We start from the raw sequence: 21540 nt of genomic DNA on the forward strand, positions 1-21540 counted from the left end.
TATGATTCAAAAAGTTGACATTTTAGTATTTGCAGCGCATCCAGATGATGCGGAGTTAGGTTGCTCCGGAACCATATTGAATCAAATTCATAAGGGTAATAAAGTAGCTATTGTCGATTTAACAAAAGGGGAGTTGGGTAGTCGCGGAACGGCAGAAATACGTTCTCAAGAATCCGCAGCATCTACAAAAATATTAGGATTGACAGCACGTATGAATGCTGAATTTGCAGATGGTTTCTTTGAATCGGATAAAGAACATTGTTTGAAATTAGTTGAATATATTCGTTTTTTTCAGCCAGAAATAGTTTTATGCAATGCAATTCATGACCGCCATCCCGATCATGGGAATGGCTCTGTACTTGCTTCTAGAGCATGCTTTCTAGCTGGTTTGATTAAAATTGAAACCACGTGGATGGGCGAGAATCAGCTCGCTTGGAGACCTAAGAATGTATACCATTATATTCAAGATCGATATATTCAACCCGATTTTGTTGTTGATATCAGCAATCATTGGGAAGAAAAAATGAATTGCATATTGGCTTTTAAATCTCAATTTTATAATCCTGAAACCAATTTAAATGGCGAACCTCAAACCTATATTTCTGGGAAAGGTTTTTTACAATCAGTTGAATCTCGGGCGAGAGAGTTTGGTCATTCCATTGGTGTGGATTACGGTGAAGGCTTTACGAAAGAGAAGCAGTTGGGAGTCATTGATATCTTTGATCTTATTTGAGATAAATTCCAAAACACAAAAAACAAATCCCAAACGACTTTCAAATTCGTTTGGGATTTGTTTTTTGTGTTTTGGAATTTACCAGTTCAAGGGCATATCCTATAAATTTCCCATTCACCTTTTTCATCCAATTCATATACAATACGATCGTGTAAGCGACTAGGTCTTCCTTGCCAAAATTCAATATAGTTTGGTGTTAAGGCATAGCCTCCCCAATGTGATGGTCTAGGAACGACGGAACCTTCAGGATATTTTTGTTGATATTCTAGAACCTTATCTTCTAATTCTTTTCTAGAGGTGATCTTTTTACTTTGGTCCGAAACCCAAGCACCGATTTTACTGCCGTAGGGACGACTTTCAAAATACCCATCCGATTCAGAAGGATCAACTTTTAATATAGATCCTTCAATGCGAACTTGTCTCTCGAGTTCGGGCCAAAAGAAATTGATAGCTGCAGAAGTCTGTGTTGCTAAATCTAGACCTTTATGACTAGTATAATTTGTGTAAAATATAAACTGATCTTTTTCAATTCCTTTTAATAAAACAATTCGTGAGCTTGGCTGGCCGTTTGGGTTTACTGTAGCAAGATTCATCGCAGTAGACTCTAATGCACCGGCTTCCATTGCTTGATTTAGCCACGTTTCAAATTGCTTGATTGGTGATCGAGCAACATCTTTGCAATCCAAATTTCTGGAAGAGTATTCAATTCTTATATCTGCAAGGTTTGTTTTCATATTCAAATGTACATCCAAAATCGTGTTTAAGAAATTTCATATGAATTAGTTTTGAACAGTTCCGTCTGAATTGTAGTACATCCATCCACTTGATTTAACTCCATTGGAATAATCACCTTCTGAGGAAATTTGCCCGTTTGAATAATAATATTTCCAAGTGCCACTTTCTTTATTGTTTTGATAATTCCCTTCTTCTTTAATTTGACCAGAAGGATAATAAAACTTCCAATATCCACTTAATTGCCCGTTGGAGTAGTTTCCTTCTTTCATCATAAGTCCATTAGCATAATATTGTTTCCAATATCCAGAAGGACTGCCATTTTGATAGTTTCCTTCAGAACTCATTACATACGAATTCGGATAATAAAACCGTGTATAACCGTTAATATTATAGTAGGCATAAGGAACAACATAGCGGCCTGTATCTGGAACATAAGAATAATTGGGGCGTGGTGGTTCATTGTGTGATGATCTGTTACAGGAAGCGAGGGAAGATGCAATAGCGATTAAACCAATTATAATTAGTTTAACATTCATTTTAATTTTCATAAAGGGTAGCTTAGTAAAAGAGTGATTGATAAACAGTGATTGATAAACAGTGATTGATAAACAATACTGATATTTGAATTTACAAAGAATAAATATAGAAATAGAATGAATCTGATAATAAAAACACGTTATTTTTTACATCATTCACATTTTTTTCGATATTGAAGTATATATGTACGAACCATTAAGAATTTGTTAGAAAGAGGAAAAATATTGATTTCAGAACCTTTTTTAGGTGACGCTACCTTTGAACGTAGTGTTGTATTATTGTGTGAACATAATGATAATGGAGCATTTGGCTTTATGTTAAACAAGTCTACTAGCTTAACTATTAATGCAGTACTAGAAGAAACCGTACCATTTGAGCAAGATTTATTTCTAGGCGGACCTGTGGCCCAAGATTCATTGTTTTTTTTAATACGCCAAGAAGAGGCAATTTTAAATGGTGCGATGCACATCAAAGACGACCTCTATTGGGGAGGAGATTTTGAGCATTTAAAAGTATTAATAAAAGAAGAGGTATTGGATATTAATAATTGTCGATTTTTTTTAGGATATTCGGGTTGGAGTGAGGAACAATTAGAGGCTGAATTAGAAAATGATTCATGGATTGTAACAGATATTCATTCGGAAGAAATGTTTGTAAAAAATCCTCAATCCATGTGGCAAACTATATTACGAAATATGGGAGGGGAATATAAAGCCCTTTCGAACTATCCAATTGATCCAAGGTTAAATTAAATAAAATAATAGCGTGATGAGTATTTCTGATGAATTGCATAATGAGTTTGAAGATTCGGTAGATGTAGCGAACCAAGATGATGTACAGAAACAAGATTTTAGTCAATTTACTAAAAGTGAATTAGTAGATTTTTTAGAACAGTTTAAACCCGAAGCGAATTTTCAGGAAGCAAATTCAGTATTAAAAAATGTGCGTCAACAATACGACCATCTATTTGAGCAAGAAGAGCAAACAGCTTTGGAAAAGTTTGTTGCAGACGGCAGTTTAGCAGATGATTTCAAATTTAAAAAAGATGAGCGCTCTGTAGCGTTTGATGCTGCATTCACAGCCATAAAAGAAAAAATTTCTGCTCATTATTCAAGTTTAGAAAAACAAAAAACAAAAAATTCTGAAATAAAGAATTCTATTCTTGAACAGATGCGTGCAATTATTGCATCTGAAGAAAGTGCAGAATCATTTCAATCGTTTAAAAAACTTCAAGATACATGGAAAGCTACAGGGCAAGTGCCACTTGCTGAAGCCAAAGAGTTATGGGCAAACTACCAGGCCCTGACGGATATGTTTTACAACAACCGCAGTGTATATTTTGAATTAAAAGAATTAGATAGAAGAAAGAATCTAAGTTTAAAACAAGAGATTATTTCAAAAGTAGAGCAGTTATTAGATCATCCAAATGTACAGTCAGCATTTAATGAGTTAAGGAAATTGCAGGATGAATTTAGAAATATTGGTCCTGTTCCAAAAGAAGATCACGAAAATCTTTGGGCTAAATTAAAGCACTTTTCCGATGCAATATTTGCAAAGCGTAAAACATTTTTAGAAGATCTAGACAAAGCAAAAGTTGCGAACCATGAATTAAAAGTAGCACTTGTTGAAAAGTTAAAGGAGTTTGAAGAATTTACTACTGAAAAAATTGATGAGTGGAAAGTTAAAACAGCTCACATTTTAGAAATTCAAGAATCTTGGAAAAAGATTGGACAAGTTCCAGAAGATAAAGTAAAAGATTTATCAAAAGAGTTTTGGGCTATTGGCAAAAAGTTCTTTTCAAACAAGAATACGTTCTTTAAAAAATTAGATGATAAGCGACAAGAAAATCTAGAGCAAAAAATGATTTTATGTGAAAAGGCAGAGGCTTTAAAAGATAATCAAGATTTTGCAGAAACATCTAGAAGCATTATTCAGTTACAGAAAGAATGGGCTAAAATTGGACAAGTACCTATTAAGTTTAAGGACACAATATTCGCTAGATTTAAATCTGCTTGTGATTATTTCTTTCAACAACAACGTGATTTAAAAGTACAAGCAGAAAGTGCGTTGATTGAAAATCTAAAAAATAAGGAAGCGTATTTAAAAGAATTGCAAACGAAGGTAAAATCTACCGTTGTTGATACAGAAGAAACGTTGCTTTCCTATATTGATCAATGGGAAACGTTGGGTTTTGTACCTATGGAGCAGAAAAAAGCATTACAAGATTCGTTTAGAGATGTATTGTTCGCAGGTATTGAAAAAATGCCTTTAGATAGCGAAGCAAAAGAAAAACTTCAGTTGAAAATTGAAGTGAAACAAGGCGGTACGAAAAATGTTGAAGGCTTGATGAAAGATTTACAACGCAAAGCTGCAACTGTGAAAGCCGAAATAGAACAGTATAATAATAACATGGCTTTCTTTGCTAATTCTACCAAAGCGTCTGCATTAAAAGAACAAGTGCAAACTAAAATTTCAGAAGCAGAGTTGGAGTTGAAAAAATTGCTCGCAAAAATTAATATCTTAAAAGGATAAGTTGCCCATTCGATATGTTAAAAGAGCTTGTTCTAATAGTAGAACAAGCTCTTTTTGTTTTCGTATGTGATAGTTAACTTAAACAGATGTATGTCCTGAATCTGAGAAATATGTAATGGATTTAATTTCAATATAAATGCGTTTAATTTCAGGGAATTTAGTTCGAATATCCTTTTCAATTTGATCAATATGATTGGCTAGTTCATTCATTTTTAAGTCTTCTTTAAATTGAACATCTAAGGCCAATAAAATATCCTTTGGGCCAAATTGCAGCGTAAGTGGACTTCTAAAAAATACTACTGCAGGATTCTCTTTTATTATTTCAACGATTTTTTCGATTAAAACGGGATCCGCACTTTCTCCAATTAATAAACTTTTGGTCTCAAAAGCCAACATAAAAGATAAGCTTGCTAATATGCAACCAATGACGATGGATGCAATACCATCTATGTAGGGATTGTTTAGGGTATGTCCTAGGTAAACTCCTAGAAATGCCACAATAAGACCTAATATATCAGCAGCATCTTCAAAGAGAATGCTAAACGTGCCTGGGTCTTTACTATCTTTAATTGCTCTGTAAATAGGTTTATTTGGATTGTCCGTTTTGAATTTTTTTACTGCAACATATAAGGAAGCGCCACTTAATACAAAGGCAACAGCGATTACAATATAATTCCAATACGGATCTTCTATAGCTTCTGGATGCTGAATATGTAGAATGCCTTCATAGATAGACATTCCACCACCTATTGCAAACAAGGATATGGCAACAACCATACTCCAAAAATACAACTCTCTACCATAACCAAATGGATGGTTCGGTGTAGCAGGTTTTTTACTTCTATAATCGCCAAATAATAACAATGCCGTATTGCCTGTGTCCACTAACGAGTGAATCCCTTCTGAAAGCATGGCAGAACTTCCCGTTATAGCTGCTGCGATAAATTTAAAAATTGCAATCAATAAATTGGATGCAAAAGCACCAATGATAGCAATGTTCGATTCTCCTTTTGACATATTGATTTTTTCTTCAATCTAATGTATAAATAAAATAAGACTCTTAATAAAAATAAGTAGCAAATTAATATGAATGCGTATTCAACAGCATTAGGTATTCAATAGTGTTGTTGAATTGAACTACTAACGCATGTTGATTTTTTTTAAAAAGATATTCCATCAAACGTAATTCTATATTAAAACACGTTAGATGTATGTGTTTTAATATAGATTTGTAAATAAAAAAATATATGTAATCAGAAGTATGTATTAAATCCTTAATTTGTCATACATATATAGGTCAGTAATAAATGGAAGGATTCATTGCATTTGAAAAATAGCAACTATGCAAATTAAAACGTGTAGTAAATGTACTGAATTACTTCATTGCGGTAGCTCAGACGGTTCGTGTTGGTGTATGGCGTATCCATCTATTCCAATTGCGGATGCAGAAATGGATTGCTTATGTCCAACCTGTTTGGCTATAGCACTCAAGCAAAATGAAAGCAACGTAGATGCCATTCAGCAGGATTATTATATTGAAAATGGTATGTGCGTATTTACTAAATTCTATCATCTTAAAAGAGGATACTGCTGTCAAAATGGATGCAGGCATTGTCCCTACGGTTTTAAAAGGTAATTTAATGGAGCTAAAAGATAAAGCAATTTTTTGTTGGAGTGGAGGAAAAGATTCTGCTTTTGGTTTATATAAAATACTACAGGAAGCAAAGTATGATGTTTTGTATTTGTTGACCACCATCAATGATGATTACAAGCGCGTATCTATGCATGGCGTTCGCGAGGAAATGCTTGATAAGCAAATTGAATCGATAGGTATACCTGCTTTAAAGGTTCGTGTTATTGATGGTACGTATGATGAATATGAACGGTTGATGCACTCTGTTTTGATGCGCGCAAAATCAGAAGGAATTACGCATGTTATTTTTGGCGATATTTTTTTAGAAGATTTACGCAGTTATAGAGAAGATAATTTAAAGAAAGTAGATTTAATAGGAGTATTCCCGTTATGGAAGAGCGATACGAGTATATTGATAAATGAATTTTTAGATCATAAATTTAGAACAATTACCTGCTGCATCAGTGATGTACACTTAGATCAATCGTGGGTTGGTCAAGAAATTACTACTTCGTTTATTGCAGCCTTGCCCGAACAGGTAGATCCTTGTGGTGAAAATGGGGAGTATCATACTTTTTGTTTCGACGGACCTCTTTTCAAAAAAACCATTGATTTCGTATTGGGAGAACAGGTGTACAAACCCATCCAACTTAAAAATGATGATGAAGAAATTTTAGAAACGACTCAAACAAACGGATTTTGGTTTTGTGATATTCTACCTATTTAAAAAAAAATAATTTAAAATGGAGCCATTAAAGAATATGTTTTCCCCAGCATTTATTGCTGATGTAGCCGATTCATTTAAGAAAGTGAATTCCAAATTGAATGAAAAGAAATTCATAAACGCAATATTCAATGCAGGCTGGGAACACAAAGAATTGAAGCAGCGCATTCGGCATATTTCAACTGTAGTGCATCAATTTTTGACACACGATTTTTCAAAAGATAGTGATGTTCTCATTTCTTGGGTGCATGCATTAAAAGAAGAACAGGGCGAGAAACAAAGTCTTGAATATATTTTTCTTGCAGATTTTATAGAAGTTTATGGTCAACAAGACCTTGCACAGTCATTAAAAGCGATAGAAGAAATTACCCAATTTACCAGTTGTGAATTTGCTATACGTCCCTTTATTATAAAAAGCCCAGAGAAAGTAATGAAGCAAATGTTGAAATGGTCGAAACATAAAAATCACTATGTTCGACGTTTGGCAAGTGAAGGATGCCGGCCTAGATTACCATGGGGAATGGCAATACAAGCGTTTAAAAAGGATCCATCTTTCATTATACCCATATTAGAAAACTTAAAAGAAGATACGACATTATACGTTCGGAAAAGTGTTGCCAATAACTTAAATGATCTTACTAAAGACAGTCCAACTATAGTAATCGATTTAATGAAACAATGGAAAGGGAAATCTGTTGATACCGATTGGATCATTAAACATGGAGCAAGAACGTTATTGAAAGCCGCGAATCAAGAAGTATTGACATTGTTTGAAATTGACCCAAGAATTAAATGCAGTGTCGTTGATTTTAAGTTACATCAAAAAGAAATTAAACTAGGAGGTGCACTCACATTCTCTTGCATATTGAAAAATGATTCTAAAAAAGAGCAACGATTTAGAATTGAATTTGCAATTTTTTATATGAAATCCTCGGGCAAACTAAGTCGCAAGCTTTTTAAGATAAATGAGAACGTTCATTCCAAAGATGCGATTATTTCGATTACCAAAACGCTTTCATTTAAAGATTTGACTACCCGCAAACATTACGAAGGAAGCCATAAAATTGCCATAGTGGTAAATGGGAATGAAGTTTGTGAAAAGGAATTTATGATTGTGGCTTAATAAAAGTGTTTTTACAAAGCATACTGTTTCTTTAATTTATATCCTTACGTTCGGATTTGGGAAATAAAAAAATGTAATCGGAATAAATGAATCGCAACTAACCTTTTTTATAAGTCAACTTGTACGTTGTATAAGGTTCCGTTCATAATAAAATTAATCGTGAAAAATTTTTCTGATATTGAAATTAATCGAAAGGCTGATACTTTCGGAAATCCTTTAAGCTCACCTGTGATGGTTACTTTTTCATCTGTTTCAATAATTTCATCTATTATTAATACACCATTAAAATACAATTGGTATACATCGGATTTTCCTTCTTGTAAATACCATTGATGTGTTGCTGTAAAATTATTTTTATCGCCTATAATTTTCTCTAAGGTATCTGCCGATAATTTTTCACTTGAATAGCCAATACCCAACAATTGAGTCATTGTAGAGTCCGTGCTTCCTTCTGTAAGTAATGCTTTTTGATTCGGAATGTATATTAGATTGGCACCTTGCATCGCTGCTTGTATACGCAATTGGGCATAACGTTTTTCAAGATATTTTTTTTGACCACTTAATTCGTAATTAAAAGGAACTTGTAGTTCTGATATCTTAATTGTGTGAAGCGTATCGTCAGGAGTAAAACTTGTGACCACGTCATTGAAATTTGAAACACCTTCAATGTGTTTCAATCGGATGTCTTCTTTTATAGAGAATGATTTTCCATTTTTATAAATAATTTTATCAACTTCTTTTTTTGAAATATGTAAGAGCTCTTTAGAATTAACGAGTCTGTATTTTATGGAATCTGTTTGGATTTTTATAACAGTACAACTGATTTTATTGGTATGTGTAACAAGCGTATCTGTCTGTGCTGCTAAAGACAGATGTAGTAAAAATAAAACAAAAACGTAAATGGTCTTATTCATGCGTTGGCATTCATTTGTAATGAAACGACAAAATTCATACCATGGTATGCGTTGAAGATACTTATTGAATGAATAATTCATTTGGAAAAGAAATTAAGCCTTACGCTCAATTTCTTTCAAATTGTCCATTTTTTTGTTTCTTAAGAATCCGTTGATATCTTCAAAGTGCTCTTTTATGCGCTTATTGCCAAACTCGAAAACTTTAGTAGCCAAACCACTTAAGAAATCTCTATCGTGAGATACTAAAATAATAGTACCGTCAAAAGCGAGTAGTGCTTCTTTTAAAATGTCTTTGGTTTTGATATCCAAGTGATTGGTAGGTTCATCGAGAATCAGCAAATTAACCGGCTCTAACAATAATTTAATCATTGCCAAACGTGTTTTTTCTCCACCGGAAAGTACTTTTACTTTTTTAGCAGAAGCTTCGCCGCCAAACATAAAAGCACCTAAAATATCTCTTATTTTAGTACGTATGTCACCAACAGCAATATTATCTACTGTTTGGAATACCGTTAAATCTTCATCTAATAACGACGCTTGATTTTGAGCAAAGTATCCAATCATAGAATTGTGTCCCATTTCCAACTCACCATCAAATTCCAATTGTCCCATGATGGCTTTAATCAGTGTGGATTTACCTTCACCATTTTTACCTACGAAAGCAACCTTTTCTCCACGTTCAATTGTCAAAGATGCATTTTGAAATACAATATGTTCGCCGTACTTCTTTGTAAGGTCGCGTACAATAACGGGGTAATTCCCCGAGCGTGGGGCAGGAGGGAATTTTAAACTTAAAGACGACGTATCAACTTCATCTACTTCAATAGGCTCAAGCTTTTCAAGCATTTTGACACGTGATTGTACTTGTAGTGTTTTAGAATATGTACCCTTAAAACGATCCACAAATTCCATGGTGTCAGCAATAAAACGCTGTTGTTCATCAAATGCTTTTTGTTGATGTTGTCTGCGTTCTTTTCTTAATTCTAAGTAATGCGAATAGTTAACTTTATAATCATAAATGCGTCCCATTGTTAATTCAATAGTGCGATTTGTGATATTATCTACAAAGGTTTTATCATGCGAAATAAGCATTACAGCTTTGGCATTGTTCACTAAAAAATCTTCTAACCATTGAATCGATTCAATATCCAAATGGTTGGTAGGTTCATCTAACAAAATCAGATCGGGTTTTTGCAAGAGAATTTTTGCTAATTCAATGCGCATTCTCCAACCACCACTAAACTCCGAACAAGGTCGTGTAAAATCTTCACGCATAAAGCCTAAACCCAATAAGGTTTTTTCAACTTCTGCATCAAAGTTTACTTCTTCAATGGAATAGTATTGCTCGCTTGCTTCGGAAACGCGCTCAATTATTTTCATATACGCATCCGTTTCATAATCGGTACGCGTTTCTAATTGATAGTTTAATTCATCGATTTCTTTTTTTAAAGCTAAAATAGTTCCAAATGCTTTTGATGTTTCTTCAAACACATTACTATCATCTTTAACCAATAAATGTTGCGGTAAATAGGCAATAACTGCACCGTTTGGAGCGGTTACTTTACCTTTGGTAGGTTTGTCTACACCTGCTATAATCTTTAGCATTGTTGATTTTCCCGCACCATTTTTACCCATTAATGCAATACGATCTTTTTCATTAATGTTAAATGTAACATCACTAAATAAAACGTTACCACTAAAGGCAACTGCTAAGCCATCTATCGAAATCATGAAAATAAATTTAAGGGTGTAAAGATAGATAAAAAATCGTGCTTAATTCAGTGGAATTGAAAGAGAGGATTTCTTCAATAGTTGCTTGTATGTGTGTATTTGAAAATCTTTTTTTGTAAATGTAGTGAGCTTTTGAATGTAGTAGGTAATGTGTAATTCTTTAATAAATAGTTAATTATGTTTAATAGTTGTTTCTTTTTATGAATGTTAGTTACCCTCAAATGCTAATGAGTTATGTCTTTTAAATATGAATTAATTGCATTATATTTAGTATGTATAGTATGTAACGATTTCAATCTTATTAAAAAAAAATAAATAATTATTCTATGAAATGGCAAAATAGACGTGGTAGCAACAATGTGGAAGATAGAAGAAGCTTTGGTGGTACTGGTGGGAAAATGATTTTTGGTGGCGGAGCAGTGGGTATTATTTTCATCCTAGTACAATTGTTTTTAGGTGGCGATAATCCGGATTTATTAAATCAAATTCAACAACAAGTTTCTGTTGGTCAACAAGAACAGACATCTGAACCTTTAAGCGCCGAAGATCAAGAAATGGGTAATATGGTTTCAGTAATGCTTGCAGATAACGAAGAAGTATGGAACAAACTATTTGCTGAAGCAGGAAAAACCTATGTCGAACCAAAGCTTGTATTATTTCGTAATTCTACAGAATCGGGTTGTGGAAATGCAAGTTCCTCGATTGGACCCTTTTATTGTCCTGCCGATCAAAAGGTATATATCGACTTAGGTTTTTTTGACGAGTTGAAAGATAAGTATGGTGCTAAAGGAGGTGATTTTGCTATTGCTTATGTAATTGCGCATGAAATAGGCCACCATGTACAAAACTTATTAGGTGTTTCAAACGAAGTAGACAAACAACGCCAACAATTAAGTGAAAAGGAATTTAATAAGTTATCTGTTGCAGTAGAGTTGCAAGCTGATTTTTATGCCGGTGTTTGGGCAAACCACGATCAAGATATGAATAACGTCTTAGAAGCAGGTGATATAGAGGAAGCAATTAGTGCTGCCAGTGCAGTGGGTGACGATCATTTGCAGAAGATGGCACGTGGTTCAGTACAACCAGATGCCTTTACTCATGGAACGTCTGAGCAACGTGTGTATTGGTTTAATCGAGGATTCAAAACCGGTGATATGAACGAAGGGAATACATTTAAAGAACTTTTATGAAAACTAAAACTACAGCTATGAAACCTCAATTTGATTTAATCCGAAAAACCCGCAGTTTCTTATTGGATGCAGTAAAAGATGTTTCAAATGATCAGTTTAATAAAATTCCGCAAGGGTTTAAAAATAATATCATTTGGAATATGGGACATATAATAGCCGCACAGCAAGGATTGTGTTATGTTCGATCGAATGTTCCTATAGTTGTAGATGAAGGTTATATGAAGTTATTTAAACCAGATACAAAACCAGAAGGTCAATTATCTGCAGACGCAATTGATACATTAAAGAAGCTTATGTTGCCTATAGTTGATCGTTTAGAAACGGATTATAGGCAGCAATCCTTTGCAGCTTTTAAACCGTTTAAAAATAGATATGGAGTAGAAATTCAAACGATAGAAGATGCACTCAATTTTTTAGTGTATCATGATGGAGTTCACTTTGGATGCATTATGGCCTTGAAAAAAATGATATAATATTAAATATTTCACAAAAAAAGGCTCTGAGTAAATCAGAGCCTTTTTTTGTGAAATGATTCATGGTACAACTGCTTATTGATCATACTGTTGTTGCATTGTTTTTTTAAATCGTTTGAACACTTCTGTATTTTTCAACGAATCTGTTTCGATTTCTAATATCTTTCCAAACATGGACGGTTGAAAGAATCCTTCAATGGATTTATTTAAATCGTTAAAGTTTTTACAAAGCGTATATTCAAGGCTGTGTTCAATGGCTAGATTTTTTGCATTCAACTTTTGTTTGGTTTCAAAAAACTCGTCTAGCTCTGGTAGCGAAGACGGTCCATCTATCATACGGAAGATGCCCCCGCCATGATTGTTTAATAAAACAATACGTAAATTAGAAGGCTTGTAATTATTCCAAAACGCATTCCGATCGTAAAAGAATGCTAAATCACCTGTTATAATGGTAACGAGTTGAGGTGTTTTTAGGGCATATCCATAAGCAGTACTGATTACACCATCAATGCCACTTGTACCTCTATTTGCAAATACTTCAACCGAACGTTGATGTATTCCAATGGTATTCACATAACGGACAGACATGCTATTGGCAACGTGTAATTTTGTATAGGAAGGCACATTCTGCAATACATCGGCAATCGCTGAAAATTCATTAAAAACGTTTTCTTTTTTATTGAAGTCTCGAATTGCAGGCATGATGTGGGTTTGCTGTTGCATCCATCGTTGTAAATAATGCTCTTGGCTATCCGATGCTATTGACGTGTTGGATAAGAAATCAGAAATGTGCACAGGTATTATTTCACTTAATTGTTGAAACACATCTGCAGTTGTCACATCCGGACCGATATACCAATGATGGGTAGAAGCGTTGCTGCGGATAAATTTTTTCAACCATTTTGAAATTAGGGCTCCTCCAAATGAAATAACTAAGTCTGGCTTTAATTCTTCCAAAGCATCCACAGGTATTGAGGTTAACATGGTATCGTGCATCTGAATGACGTTTCGTAAACCATGTAAATTTGATACCACTTCACCTATAAAGGGCGCTTGTATATTACCAATTTTTAAACGCAACGAATCATCGTAGGCATGTTGTCCAGCTATAAATATAATTTTCTTATACCCATTTAACCTATGTTGTAGGAGTTTCCATTGCGCTTCATTTAAGCTATTTGTAGGTTGTTCGCGCTTAATAACTGTTGGCTCATCTGAAAATTGAATTTCACCTTTAGGATAAAAAGGTTCTCTGAATGGGATGTTTATATGAACAGGACCTTTCGGATACGATTCCGAAATAATTATTGCTTCGTTAACTTTACGATACGTTTCCCATTGAGTGGCTTCAATTTCATGTTCAGCAGATAATTGAAAAAAAGCTTTGGTATGTTTGCCATAAATTTCTTGTTGCTGTATGGTTTGTCCATCGTTTTGGTCAATCCATTCCGGCGGTCTATCTGCAGACAACACAATCAGTGGCACACGTTGATAAAATGCTTCTACGATTGCTGGAGCATAATTATATAAAGCAGAACCAGATGTGCAAATGAGCACAGTAGGTTTGCGGGATTGTAAAGACATACCTAACGCAATAAATGCAGCCGAACGCTCGTCTGGAACTACTTTGATTTGCAATTTTTTATGACGTGCAAAAGCAATGCTTAATGGAGCACAACGAGAGCCTGGCGAAAGTACCACATCTGTAACACCATGCTGAAAAAGTATTTCGGGTATATCGTATATTGCTTGCACGGTTAAAATCGATTTAAATTCAGATTGTTAATTTACTAAAAACTGCACCAATCACATTCATTTTCAACTCCGTTTCTTCAAATTCTTTCTCTGCGTCTGAATCTGCTGTAATGCCAGCACCTGCGTAAAGCGTTATTTTATCCGCATGGATGTTGGCACAACGAAGGGTGACAAATAAAAACGTTTCTTTTTCAATATTAACAGGTCCAGAATATCCACTAAATAGTTTTCTATCGAAGGATTCATTGTGTGCTATGAAATCTAATGCGGATACTTTAGGCATACCACATACGGCAGACGTTGGGTGCAAGAGCTCAAGCATGGTAGTACCAATCTCCGACATATTTACTTCTGTTGTATGAGCCGTAAATTCTGTTTTTAGATGCAGGATGTTGCCAGCTTGTATGGTTCGAGGGCCGATCTCCACATAATTACGCAAACGAATGGTTTTGAAACAGCCAATAATGTATCTGGATACTAAGGCTTGTTCTTCAATTTCTTTATGTGTCCAAGAAACGTCTCTAACAGGTATAGCTGGGTTGTATTTTTGGGTGCCGGCTAAAGCAACCGTTTTAAAGGTACCTGCAGCATCCGTGGTTAATAATAATTCAGGCGTGGCAGTGATCCAAAGCCCAATCTCTGGTTGATAGAATGCAGCTATACAGGAATGCGGATACGAAGCGCGTAATTCGAGTAATACTTTTTCTAGCGCTTCTACAGGCGCATCTATGGTTTTTGAACGCGATAAAACAACTTTCTGAAATTTTTCATCTTGAATACATTGTTTTGCTTTATCAACACCACTTATATAAAATTCGCTTGTCGTTTCTTCTGTATTGGTATGCTTCTTTAAAAAATGTGTAATAGAAGTATCGGTATTATTAAGATACGTTTCAAAGGATTCAAATGCGTTTTCAGAGCCGTCTTTAATTTGTATTGTTATTGTTTTATCTAAAACAATATGCATGTTATTTTTTATGAGGTATTTTTTTTTATTGCTATTAAATGGAGCAATTAAATAACCCGATTCTAATGTATGTATGGAGGGGGATCTATCTTCTGATAGGAGTGTAGCGTCTTGATCTAGTAATATATCCCACTTAGAAGATTCAGGCTTTGACCAACATGCTAGTGAATAACCATGTTCTAAGGCAAAGCACAAACTACCCTTAATGAGTTTTTCTTTACTTAGGCTTGTTATAGAATCGATTATTTTTGAACTTGAATAATTCATTTTATTTTTTATCCAATACCATTACGGTGAGTCTGCTGCTGCAAACAAGTTGACCTTTATCGTTTACAATATCAATATTCCAGATATGGGTTTTAGAACCTTCATGTATCAATATCGCTTTCCCAGTTACAAATCCTTCCTTTGCTGCTCGAATGTGATTGCAAGAAATGCTTAAACCTACACAAGCTTGGGTATTGGGATCAACACATAAATAAGAACCGATACTTCCTAAAGATTCAGCCAATACTGCAGATGCACCACCATGCAACAATCCCATAGGTTGTTTGGTTCTTTTGTCAACAGGCATTGTTCCACAGATATAATCTGTACCAACTTCTGTAAATACAATTTCTAAGTGCTCTCCAATCGTATTGGCACTCATTTTATTTAACTCTTCTAGAGGTATATTTGTATTTATCATTATACTTGCATGTACGTTTACAAAGGCTAACAAAAGTAAAATAATTTTGAGTACCAAAAAAATATACCTCGTCCGTCACGGACAAACAGATTTCAATTTGAAAGGCATCGTTCAAGGAAGTGCTGTCAATTCTTCTCTAAATGATACGGGTAGAGCACAAGCGATGTGTTTTTACGAAGCCTATAAGCACATTGATTTTGATGTTGTATATACTTCAGCATTAAATAGAAGCATAGAATCTGTACAATCGTTTATTGATCAGTCTATTCCTCATTCGATGCGTGCGGGACTCAATGAAATCAGTTGGGGCGAAATGGATGGTAAGTTAGCGACGGATACCGAACACAATGAATATAAGGAATTATTACGGCGTTGGAAAGAAGGTGATATCGAATTTAAAATGTGGGGAGGAGAAAGTCCGGTCGATGTACAAAAACGACAAATGCCTGTTGTGGAAGAAATTTTGCAATCTACGCATGAAACCATATTGATTTGTATGCATGGACGTGCCATTCGAATTCTTTTAAGTCTACTGACTAATACCAGTTTAACGAAGATGGATCAATTTGAACACGGTAATTTGTGTTTGTATGTGCTTGAAATACAAAAAAATGAGGTCACCATTGTTCATAAGAACGATCAAAAGCATTTAGATCATCTTTGATTCTCTTTCTCATTCAATAAATAGAGAATGGGTTGAGGACAATTTAATTTTGAATAACAAGACTAATTTAGAGCAATGTTCTAGATAACAGTTGTTTAATTGCTGATTCTCTCTGGGTACGTAAAATGGAAACAATACAAAGTACAGGTACCTGCATAATTTATATACTTAGTAGTGGGAATTTATTGTAAAAAACGTATTTTTGAATTCGAAGAATACGTTTAATCTCTATATAAGATAATGGCTGAATTGATTAGAATGCCTAAAATGAGCGATACCATGACTGAAGGTGTTATCGCTGCATGGCACAAAAAAGTAGGAGATAAGGTGAAGTCCGGAGACCTTTTAGCGGAAGTTGAAACGGATAAGGCTACCATGGAAATGGAATCGTATGAAGATGGAATACTCTTACATATTGCTGCGGAAGCAAAAACTGCTGTACCGATTGATGGTGTTATTGCAATCATAGGTAAAGAAGGTGAAAATATAGATGCATTATTAGCTGAAATCAAAGGCGGTGGTAAGCCTGCAGATGCTCCTAAAGCAGAAGCAAAAGCAGAAGAACCTGCAAAATCTGCTGAAGCAACAAGTGCGCCAGCCGTTGATTTATCTTCTATTAAGGCAGAAGCGATATTGATGCCTAAAATGAGCGATACAATGGTTGAAGGAACGATTGTAGCTTGGCATAAAAAAGTAGGTGACGCTGTTAAATCAGGCGAATTATTAGCAGAAGTAGCTACTGATAAGGCGACCATGGAAATGGAATCCTATGAAGATGGTACACTGTTACACATTGAAATTAAAGAAGGGGAAGCTGTTCAGATTGACGGATTGATTGCAATCATCGGTGAAAAAGGAACAGATGTAACTCCAATTATCAATGCATATAAAAATGGCGGTAAGCCTTCCGCTGCACCTGTAGCAAAAGAAGCTGCTAAATCTGATACTGCTTCTGCACCAGCTAGTGCTAGTGCTCCAGTTGCTCATGGTTCTTCTTCGGATGATCGATCAAAAGTTTCTCCATTAGCGCGTAAGATTGCGTCTGATAAAGGAATCGACATCAAACAAGTGAAAGGGTCTGGTGATCATGGTCGTATTGTAAAACGCGACATTGAAAACTTCAAAGCATCTGATGCTGCTCCGGTTGCCAAAGGTGCTAGCACTCCTGCAGTTTCGTTGCCATCTGTTGTTGGCGAAGAAAGCTTCAGTGAATTTCCAGTTTCTCAAATGCGTAAGGTTATTGCAAAGCGTTTGACAGAAAGTTTATTTACTGCGCCTCACTTCTATTTAACCATGGAAATCAACATGGATAAAGCGATCGAAGCACGAGTAAGTATTAACGAAGTAGCAACGGCAAAAATATCCTTCAACGATATGGTAATCCGTGCATGCGCGGCAGCTATTCGCAAACATCCAATGGTGAACGCTTCTTGGTTAGGCGATAAAATTCGTGTAAACAATCACATTCACATAGGTGTGGCAATTGCTGTAGAAGAAGGTTTATTAGTACCGGTAGTACGTTTTGCAGATTCTAAATCACTTTCTCATATTTCTACAGAAGTAAAAGAATTGGCTGGTAAAGCGAAGAGTAAAAAACTAACACCAGCAGAAATGTCTGGTAATACCTTCACTATTTCCAACTTAGGTATGTTTGGTATTGATGAATTTACATCTATCATCAATTCTCCTGATGCATGTATCTTATCGGTAGGTGGTATCAAACAAACTCCAATTGTAAAGAACGGTCAAATCGTTATTGGAAATATTATGAAGGTAACACTTGCTTGTGATCACCGCGTAGCGGATGGTGCAGTAGGTTCAGCATTCTTACAAACACTAAAAAGCTACCTTGAAGATCCCGTACGTATTTTAGCGTAAGTTTCTTATAAGATGTTCCTATATGAAAGTTCCACTGGAAACAGTGGAACTTTTTTTAATCAATTTCTATGAGAAAAATTATCATACTTTCCATTGTTATACTATTTTGTTGTTGCTTAAGAACAAACAACGCTAAGTCAACCAAACAGATGACCTTGTATTCATATCAATCAAATAGAGGAGATGCTGTTTTTAGTAAAATTGTCCCAAATAATAATTATGGTACACTTGAAGATATTCATTTATATGCTTGGACTCAAAATGGTGTGTTAAATGTAAATCGGGTACTAGTAGATTTTAATACTTCTGAAATCATTCCAGGGACTAAAATAAACCACGCGTATCTGAATATATATTACAATACAACTTCACAATATGATATAATATTGGGGGGTAAAGGCAACTTGGGAGAAGACTCCTTTCTGGTAGAAGAGGTTGTTTCAGAATGGAATGAAAAGACTGTAACATGGGCAAACCAACCAATAGTTAATTCATTAATGAATGTAGTAATATTAAAAAAAATAGATCCCAAAGCGAATTATATAAAACTTGATGTTACTGAAATTGTACAAAGTATGATTCTTAAGCCTGTTGCTGAACGGTATGGTCTGAGATTGAAACTTGAAAATGAAATTCCATATAATGTTTATTTTTTTGCATCTGGAAATCATCCGATAGTAAATCTTCGACCATCCTTAGAAATAGATTTTTAATATGCATCGTTTGAAATAAAAGTGCTACTGGAAACAGTGGCACTTTTATTTTTTGTGTATTCGAGTTACACACTTAAATCACATTCGGAATCTCCACAATAAACGTTGTTCCGCCCGTACTTACTGGTTGGTACGTTATTGTTCCATTTATTTTTTCTAATGACATTTTTACGATGTATAATCCTAAACCTGTACCGCTAATTTCTTCCTTCAAATGTTCTCTGAAAAACATCGTAAAAATGTGTTCACGATTTTCTTTTTGAATGCCAATGCCGTTATCCGTAAACTGAAGGATTGCCTTTGACTCATTTGCTCGGATTAAAATATCCAATTTAGAGGCTTCAACTTGAACCTTCGTGTACTTCATCGCATTTTCAATAATGTTTTCTATAACAGTATATATAATATGTTCATGCGATCTAAATACTCCAGTTTGATGTATGTCTTTAGAAATAACAATAGTTTTATATTCGTTTGTAGGTTCAAGAGATGTTTGTATTTTATTAAGTAAATGTTCGAAATCAATTTCACAAATTTCTTCTTTATCAGATTTTTTAATATTCGATAATTCTCTAAAATCAGTTGTTATCTTATCTAATTTTAAAGCACTTCCTTGAATTAATTTAAAATAATTTTCGCGATCCAACACGTCAATTAATCCTAAGTTTGCTAAGCCAAGAATGGATTTAATAGGTCCTTTAATATCGTGAGAAAGTCTGTAAAACAAGGTGTCCAATTCGTCCACTTTTTCATTTATAATTTCATTTTGAATTTGAAGTACTTCTGTACGTTCTGATACACGTTCTTCCAATATTTTATTTATGTTCTCGGTAACAATTTTTTCCTGAATCATTATTTTCAACCAAGAGCCAAGTGATAAGGATAGGAAAAGAATTTCTAAAACTGCTCCAAAATTTAATGAATACGCAGTGAAAATGTTTGATTCAACAATACATGCAACTCTTAATGAATTGATGATAAAAGAGATTAAGAGTACTGAAAAACCAATAGCGAAATATAAAGCGGGTTTAAATCCTTTATAATACGCGTAGATAGCCGATAAATAGGCTACTATAAATGGAATATAATCATAATACATGATTAGGGATAAAAATTGGTCGTTATTCTGCGGTATACATGCGATAACTATTCGAACCACAATCCATACCATCATTGCTTTCCAGATCCAAGGCGATTTTTGCTTTATTTCTAAAAAAGCGCAAAAATAAAGTGTATACGGAATGAGCATCAACAATCTCGAAATAGAAATGGAGTGTGTATTTATAAACGGATAATTCGCCCATAGATATTGAAAGCCTGTGCCGTCCTGACACATGAAAAATACAGCGAAACCTGTAAGAAATAACGAATAGTATAGAAATACGATTTTTCGAAAGGATAGTAGCATTAATAGACTAAATAGGGCTACTATACCAATTGTGCCGTAAAAGATCCCCAGTAAAAAGTATTCTCCGATTGCATAGGTTGTAAAAGCATCAAAACGTCTGATATAGAGTTCGAAACTTGCTGGTTGTTTTGTACGAATACGTAGGTAGCAGATTATCTGCTCCTTTGAATTAGGAATCAGAAATTCGAAATTCTTATGACCGACAGAACGTTGACTGAACTTATATTGATCTCCTTCAATCACTTCTGAGAAGCCAGTATTTGTTTGCATGTAGCAGGAAATTTCATTGATTCTAAAATTGAAAGATTCAATGAGCCACTGCTGACTTTTATCTGTTTTATTTAAAATGGTAAGCTTAAGCCAGTAAGCCGACTCACGATTAGAATTACGCAGCATACTTTCACCAGAAGCTTTAAATCTGGAATTAAAAAGTGGAGATGTTACCTGTTCAATCGTAAAACTTGCCGTTGGGTCTTCAAGTTGCTCAATAAGTTGAGGTGAAATTTGATATTGTTTGTCCCCATTATGTAGGGTAACAGCATACTCCGCTTGTGTCCATAATGAACTCAACAAGAATAGTATTAATAAAATACAATAGGATGTAATTTTATTAAGCAGTATTGAAAAGTTCAATCTGAGAATATAATTAGATTTCTGGTTGAAAATAGGAGTAGTTGATTAATAGCTTAACTAAATATAACGAAGTGTTATATCATTTAATAACACTTTGAAATTTATATTATGAATAATTTAGATTGTTATTTACTATTATCGAATCTAATTGTTTGTTTTAATGCATGGATTTGTTTTAATAAATAACAGTGTATTTTCACGAAAATTGTATCCTTTTTAGCAATACTTACATATATTCCAGTTTTTTTACGTTAAATTTTTCTTATTAAAATGAAAGTCACATATTTAGTTTGAGAATTAAAATTTACAGCTATGTCAAAAACAAAAAATGAATCCCCCAAATCTAAAGAAGAACAAAAAGAAGTAGGAAAGGGCAATCTTCAGGAAGTAAAAACAAATGAAGATTTTAATAAAATCAAACCCAAACCTGAAGATCCATTGCTTAAAGTAAAAAAAGTTAAAAAATAGTTCGGTCACAATCGGAAGAGCGTCGTGTAGGGAAAGAGTGT

The 21540-nt window shown here is 34.4% G+C and carries 21 protein-coding genes; 12 read left to right on the forward strand and 9 right to left on the reverse strand.

Going from position 1 to position 21540, the window contains the following annotated elements; genetic code table 11:
* Window position 1: 1 nt before the first annotated feature.
* Window positions 2-733 carry a bacillithiol biosynthesis deacetylase BshB1 gene (gene bshB1 / locus Q0543_RS15365; RefSeq protein ID WP_299255092.1) on the forward strand — a complete coding sequence of 244 codons (732 nt, stop codon included), beginning with the start codon at window positions 2-4 and terminating at the stop codon, window positions 731-733.
* Between the two features lie 86 nt (window positions 734-819).
* On the opposite strand, the gene pdxH is transcribed toward bshB1, so the two are convergent.
* Complete coding sequence (gene pdxH / locus Q0543_RS15370; protein ID WP_299255095.1) at window positions 820-1467, reverse strand: pyridoxamine 5'-phosphate oxidase; 648 nt, start codon at window positions 1465-1467, stop codon at window positions 820-822.
* Window positions 1468-1512: 45 nt separating this feature from the next.
* Entirely contained in the window at window positions 1513-2004 is a 492-nt protein-coding gene (locus tag Q0543_RS15375; RefSeq protein WP_299255097.1) for a hypothetical protein, read from the reverse strand.
* Between the two features lie 204 nt (window positions 2005-2208).
* Here Q0543_RS15375 and Q0543_RS15380 point away from each other — a divergent pair, with 204 nt between their 5' ends.
* Both Q0543_RS15380 and Q0543_RS15385 read left to right on the forward strand, forming a co-directional pair.
* On the forward strand, window positions 2209-2757 hold the full coding sequence (locus Q0543_RS15380) for a YqgE/AlgH family protein (protein WP_299255100.1): 549 nt from the start codon (window positions 2209-2211) through the stop codon (window positions 2755-2757).
* Window positions 2758-2773: 16 nt separating this feature from the next.
* On the forward strand, window positions 2774-4537 hold the full coding sequence (locus Q0543_RS15385; protein ID WP_299255103.1) for a DUF349 domain-containing protein: 1764 nt from the start codon (window positions 2774-2776) through the stop codon (window positions 4535-4537).
* 78 nt (window positions 4538-4615) lie between these two features.
* Here the strand turns inward: Q0543_RS15385 and Q0543_RS15390 are convergent, their stop codons facing one another.
* Entirely contained in the window at window positions 4616-5554 is a 939-nt protein-coding gene (locus Q0543_RS15390; RefSeq protein WP_299255106.1) for a cation diffusion facilitator family transporter, read from the reverse strand.
* 325 nt (window positions 5555-5879) lie between these two features.
* Between Q0543_RS15390 and Q0543_RS15395 the strand changes: the two genes are divergently transcribed.
* From Q0543_RS15395 to Q0543_RS15405, 3 genes are read left to right on the forward strand one after another with little or no spacing between them, the layout of a single operon-like run.
* Window positions 5880-6173, forward strand: coding sequence for a DUF5522 domain-containing protein (locus Q0543_RS15395; protein ID WP_299255118.1), 294 nt, complete (start codon window positions 5880-5882; stop codon window positions 6171-6173).
* 4 nt (window positions 6174-6177) lie between these two features.
* Window positions 6178-6897, forward strand: a complete 720-nt coding sequence (locus Q0543_RS15400; protein ID WP_299255120.1) for a diphthine--ammonia ligase — start codon at window positions 6178-6180, stop codon at window positions 6895-6897.
* Between the two features lie 16 nt (window positions 6898-6913).
* Window positions 6914-8017, forward strand: coding sequence for a DNA alkylation repair protein (locus Q0543_RS15405; RefSeq protein WP_299255122.1), 1104 nt, complete (start codon window positions 6914-6916; stop codon window positions 8015-8017).
* Between the two features lie 107 nt (window positions 8018-8124).
* Here Q0543_RS15405 and Q0543_RS15410 read toward each other — a convergent pair whose 3' ends face one another.
* Together Q0543_RS15410 and Q0543_RS15415 are read right to left on the reverse strand one after the other, a co-directional pair.
* Window positions 8125-8931 carry a hypothetical protein gene (locus tag Q0543_RS15410; RefSeq protein WP_299255124.1) on the reverse strand — a complete coding sequence of 269 codons (807 nt, stop codon included), beginning with the start codon at window positions 8929-8931 and terminating at the stop codon, window positions 8125-8127.
* Between the two features lie 93 nt (window positions 8932-9024).
* Complete coding sequence (locus Q0543_RS15415) at window positions 9025-10662, reverse strand: ABC-F family ATP-binding cassette domain-containing protein (protein WP_299255126.1); 1638 nt, start codon at window positions 10660-10662, stop codon at window positions 9025-9027.
* A gap of 326 nt (window positions 10663-10988) precedes the next feature.
* Here Q0543_RS15415 and Q0543_RS15420 point away from each other — a divergent pair, with 326 nt between their 5' ends.
* Together Q0543_RS15420 and Q0543_RS15425 are read left to right on the forward strand one after the other, a co-directional pair.
* On the forward strand, window positions 10989-11852 hold the full coding sequence (locus Q0543_RS15420) for a neutral zinc metallopeptidase (protein WP_299255127.1): 864 nt from the start codon (window positions 10989-10991) through the stop codon (window positions 11850-11852).
* Window positions 11849-12325 (forward strand): DinB family protein, encoded by a 477-nt coding sequence (locus Q0543_RS15425; RefSeq protein ID WP_299255129.1) that lies wholly within the window; start codon window positions 11849-11851, stop codon window positions 12323-12325. The genes Q0543_RS15420 and Q0543_RS15425 overlap by 4 nt, the downstream gene beginning before the upstream one ends.
* A gap of 75 nt (window positions 12326-12400) precedes the next feature.
* Here Q0543_RS15425 and menD read toward each other — a convergent pair whose 3' ends face one another.
* The 3 genes from menD to Q0543_RS15440 are packed head-to-tail and all read right to left on the reverse strand — an operon-like array spanning window position 12401 to window position 15735.
* A complete protein-coding gene (menD, locus tag Q0543_RS15430; RefSeq protein WP_299255131.1) occupies window positions 12401-14080 on the reverse strand; it encodes a 2-succinyl-5-enolpyruvyl-6-hydroxy-3-cyclohexene-1-carboxylic-acid synthase in 1680 nt (559 codons plus the stop codon).
* A gap of 19 nt (window positions 14081-14099) precedes the next feature.
* Window positions 14100-15314, reverse strand: coding sequence for a chorismate-binding protein (locus tag Q0543_RS15435; RefSeq protein ID WP_299255133.1), 1215 nt, complete (start codon window positions 15312-15314; stop codon window positions 14100-14102).
* A gap of 1 nt (window position 15315) precedes the next feature.
* The gene (locus Q0543_RS15440; RefSeq protein WP_299255135.1) at window positions 15316-15735 is read right to left on the reverse strand and encodes a hotdog fold thioesterase; all 420 of its coding nucleotides are present in this window, start codon (window positions 15733-15735) and stop codon (window positions 15316-15318) included.
* A gap of 46 nt (window positions 15736-15781) precedes the next feature.
* Between Q0543_RS15440 and Q0543_RS15445 the strand changes: the two genes are divergently transcribed.
* From Q0543_RS15445 to Q0543_RS15455, 3 genes are all read left to right on the forward strand, one after another.
* Window positions 15782-16399 (forward strand): histidine phosphatase family protein, encoded by a 618-nt coding sequence (locus tag Q0543_RS15445; RefSeq protein WP_299255137.1) that lies wholly within the window; start codon window positions 15782-15784, stop codon window positions 16397-16399.
* Between the two features lie 240 nt (window positions 16400-16639).
* Window positions 16640-18277: a pyruvate dehydrogenase complex dihydrolipoamide acetyltransferase gene (locus Q0543_RS15450; RefSeq protein WP_299255140.1), complete on the forward strand. Its 1638-nt coding sequence runs from the start codon at window positions 16640-16642 to the stop codon at window positions 18275-18277.
* A gap of 68 nt (window positions 18278-18345) precedes the next feature.
* The gene (locus Q0543_RS15455; protein WP_299255143.1) at window positions 18346-18990 is read left to right on the forward strand and encodes a DNRLRE domain-containing protein; all 645 of its coding nucleotides are present in this window, start codon (window positions 18346-18348) and stop codon (window positions 18988-18990) included.
* 73 nt (window positions 18991-19063) lie between these two features.
* Here Q0543_RS15455 and Q0543_RS15460 read toward each other — a convergent pair whose 3' ends face one another.
* Window positions 19064-20968, reverse strand: coding sequence for a sensor histidine kinase (locus tag Q0543_RS15460; RefSeq protein ID WP_299255146.1), 1905 nt, complete (start codon window positions 20966-20968; stop codon window positions 19064-19066).
* A gap of 375 nt (window positions 20969-21343) precedes the next feature.
* Here Q0543_RS15460 and Q0543_RS15465 point away from each other — a divergent pair, with 375 nt between their 5' ends.
* Window positions 21344-21499 carry a hypothetical protein gene (locus Q0543_RS15465; RefSeq protein ID WP_299255149.1) on the forward strand — a complete coding sequence of 52 codons (156 nt, stop codon included), beginning with the start codon at window positions 21344-21346 and terminating at the stop codon, window positions 21497-21499.
* Window positions 21500-21540: the final 41 nt, after the last annotated feature.

The organism is uncultured Cytophaga sp., assembly GCF_937863595.1.
Classification (GTDB): Bacteria; Bacteroidota; Bacteroidia; order Cytophagales; family Cytophagaceae; genus Cytophaga.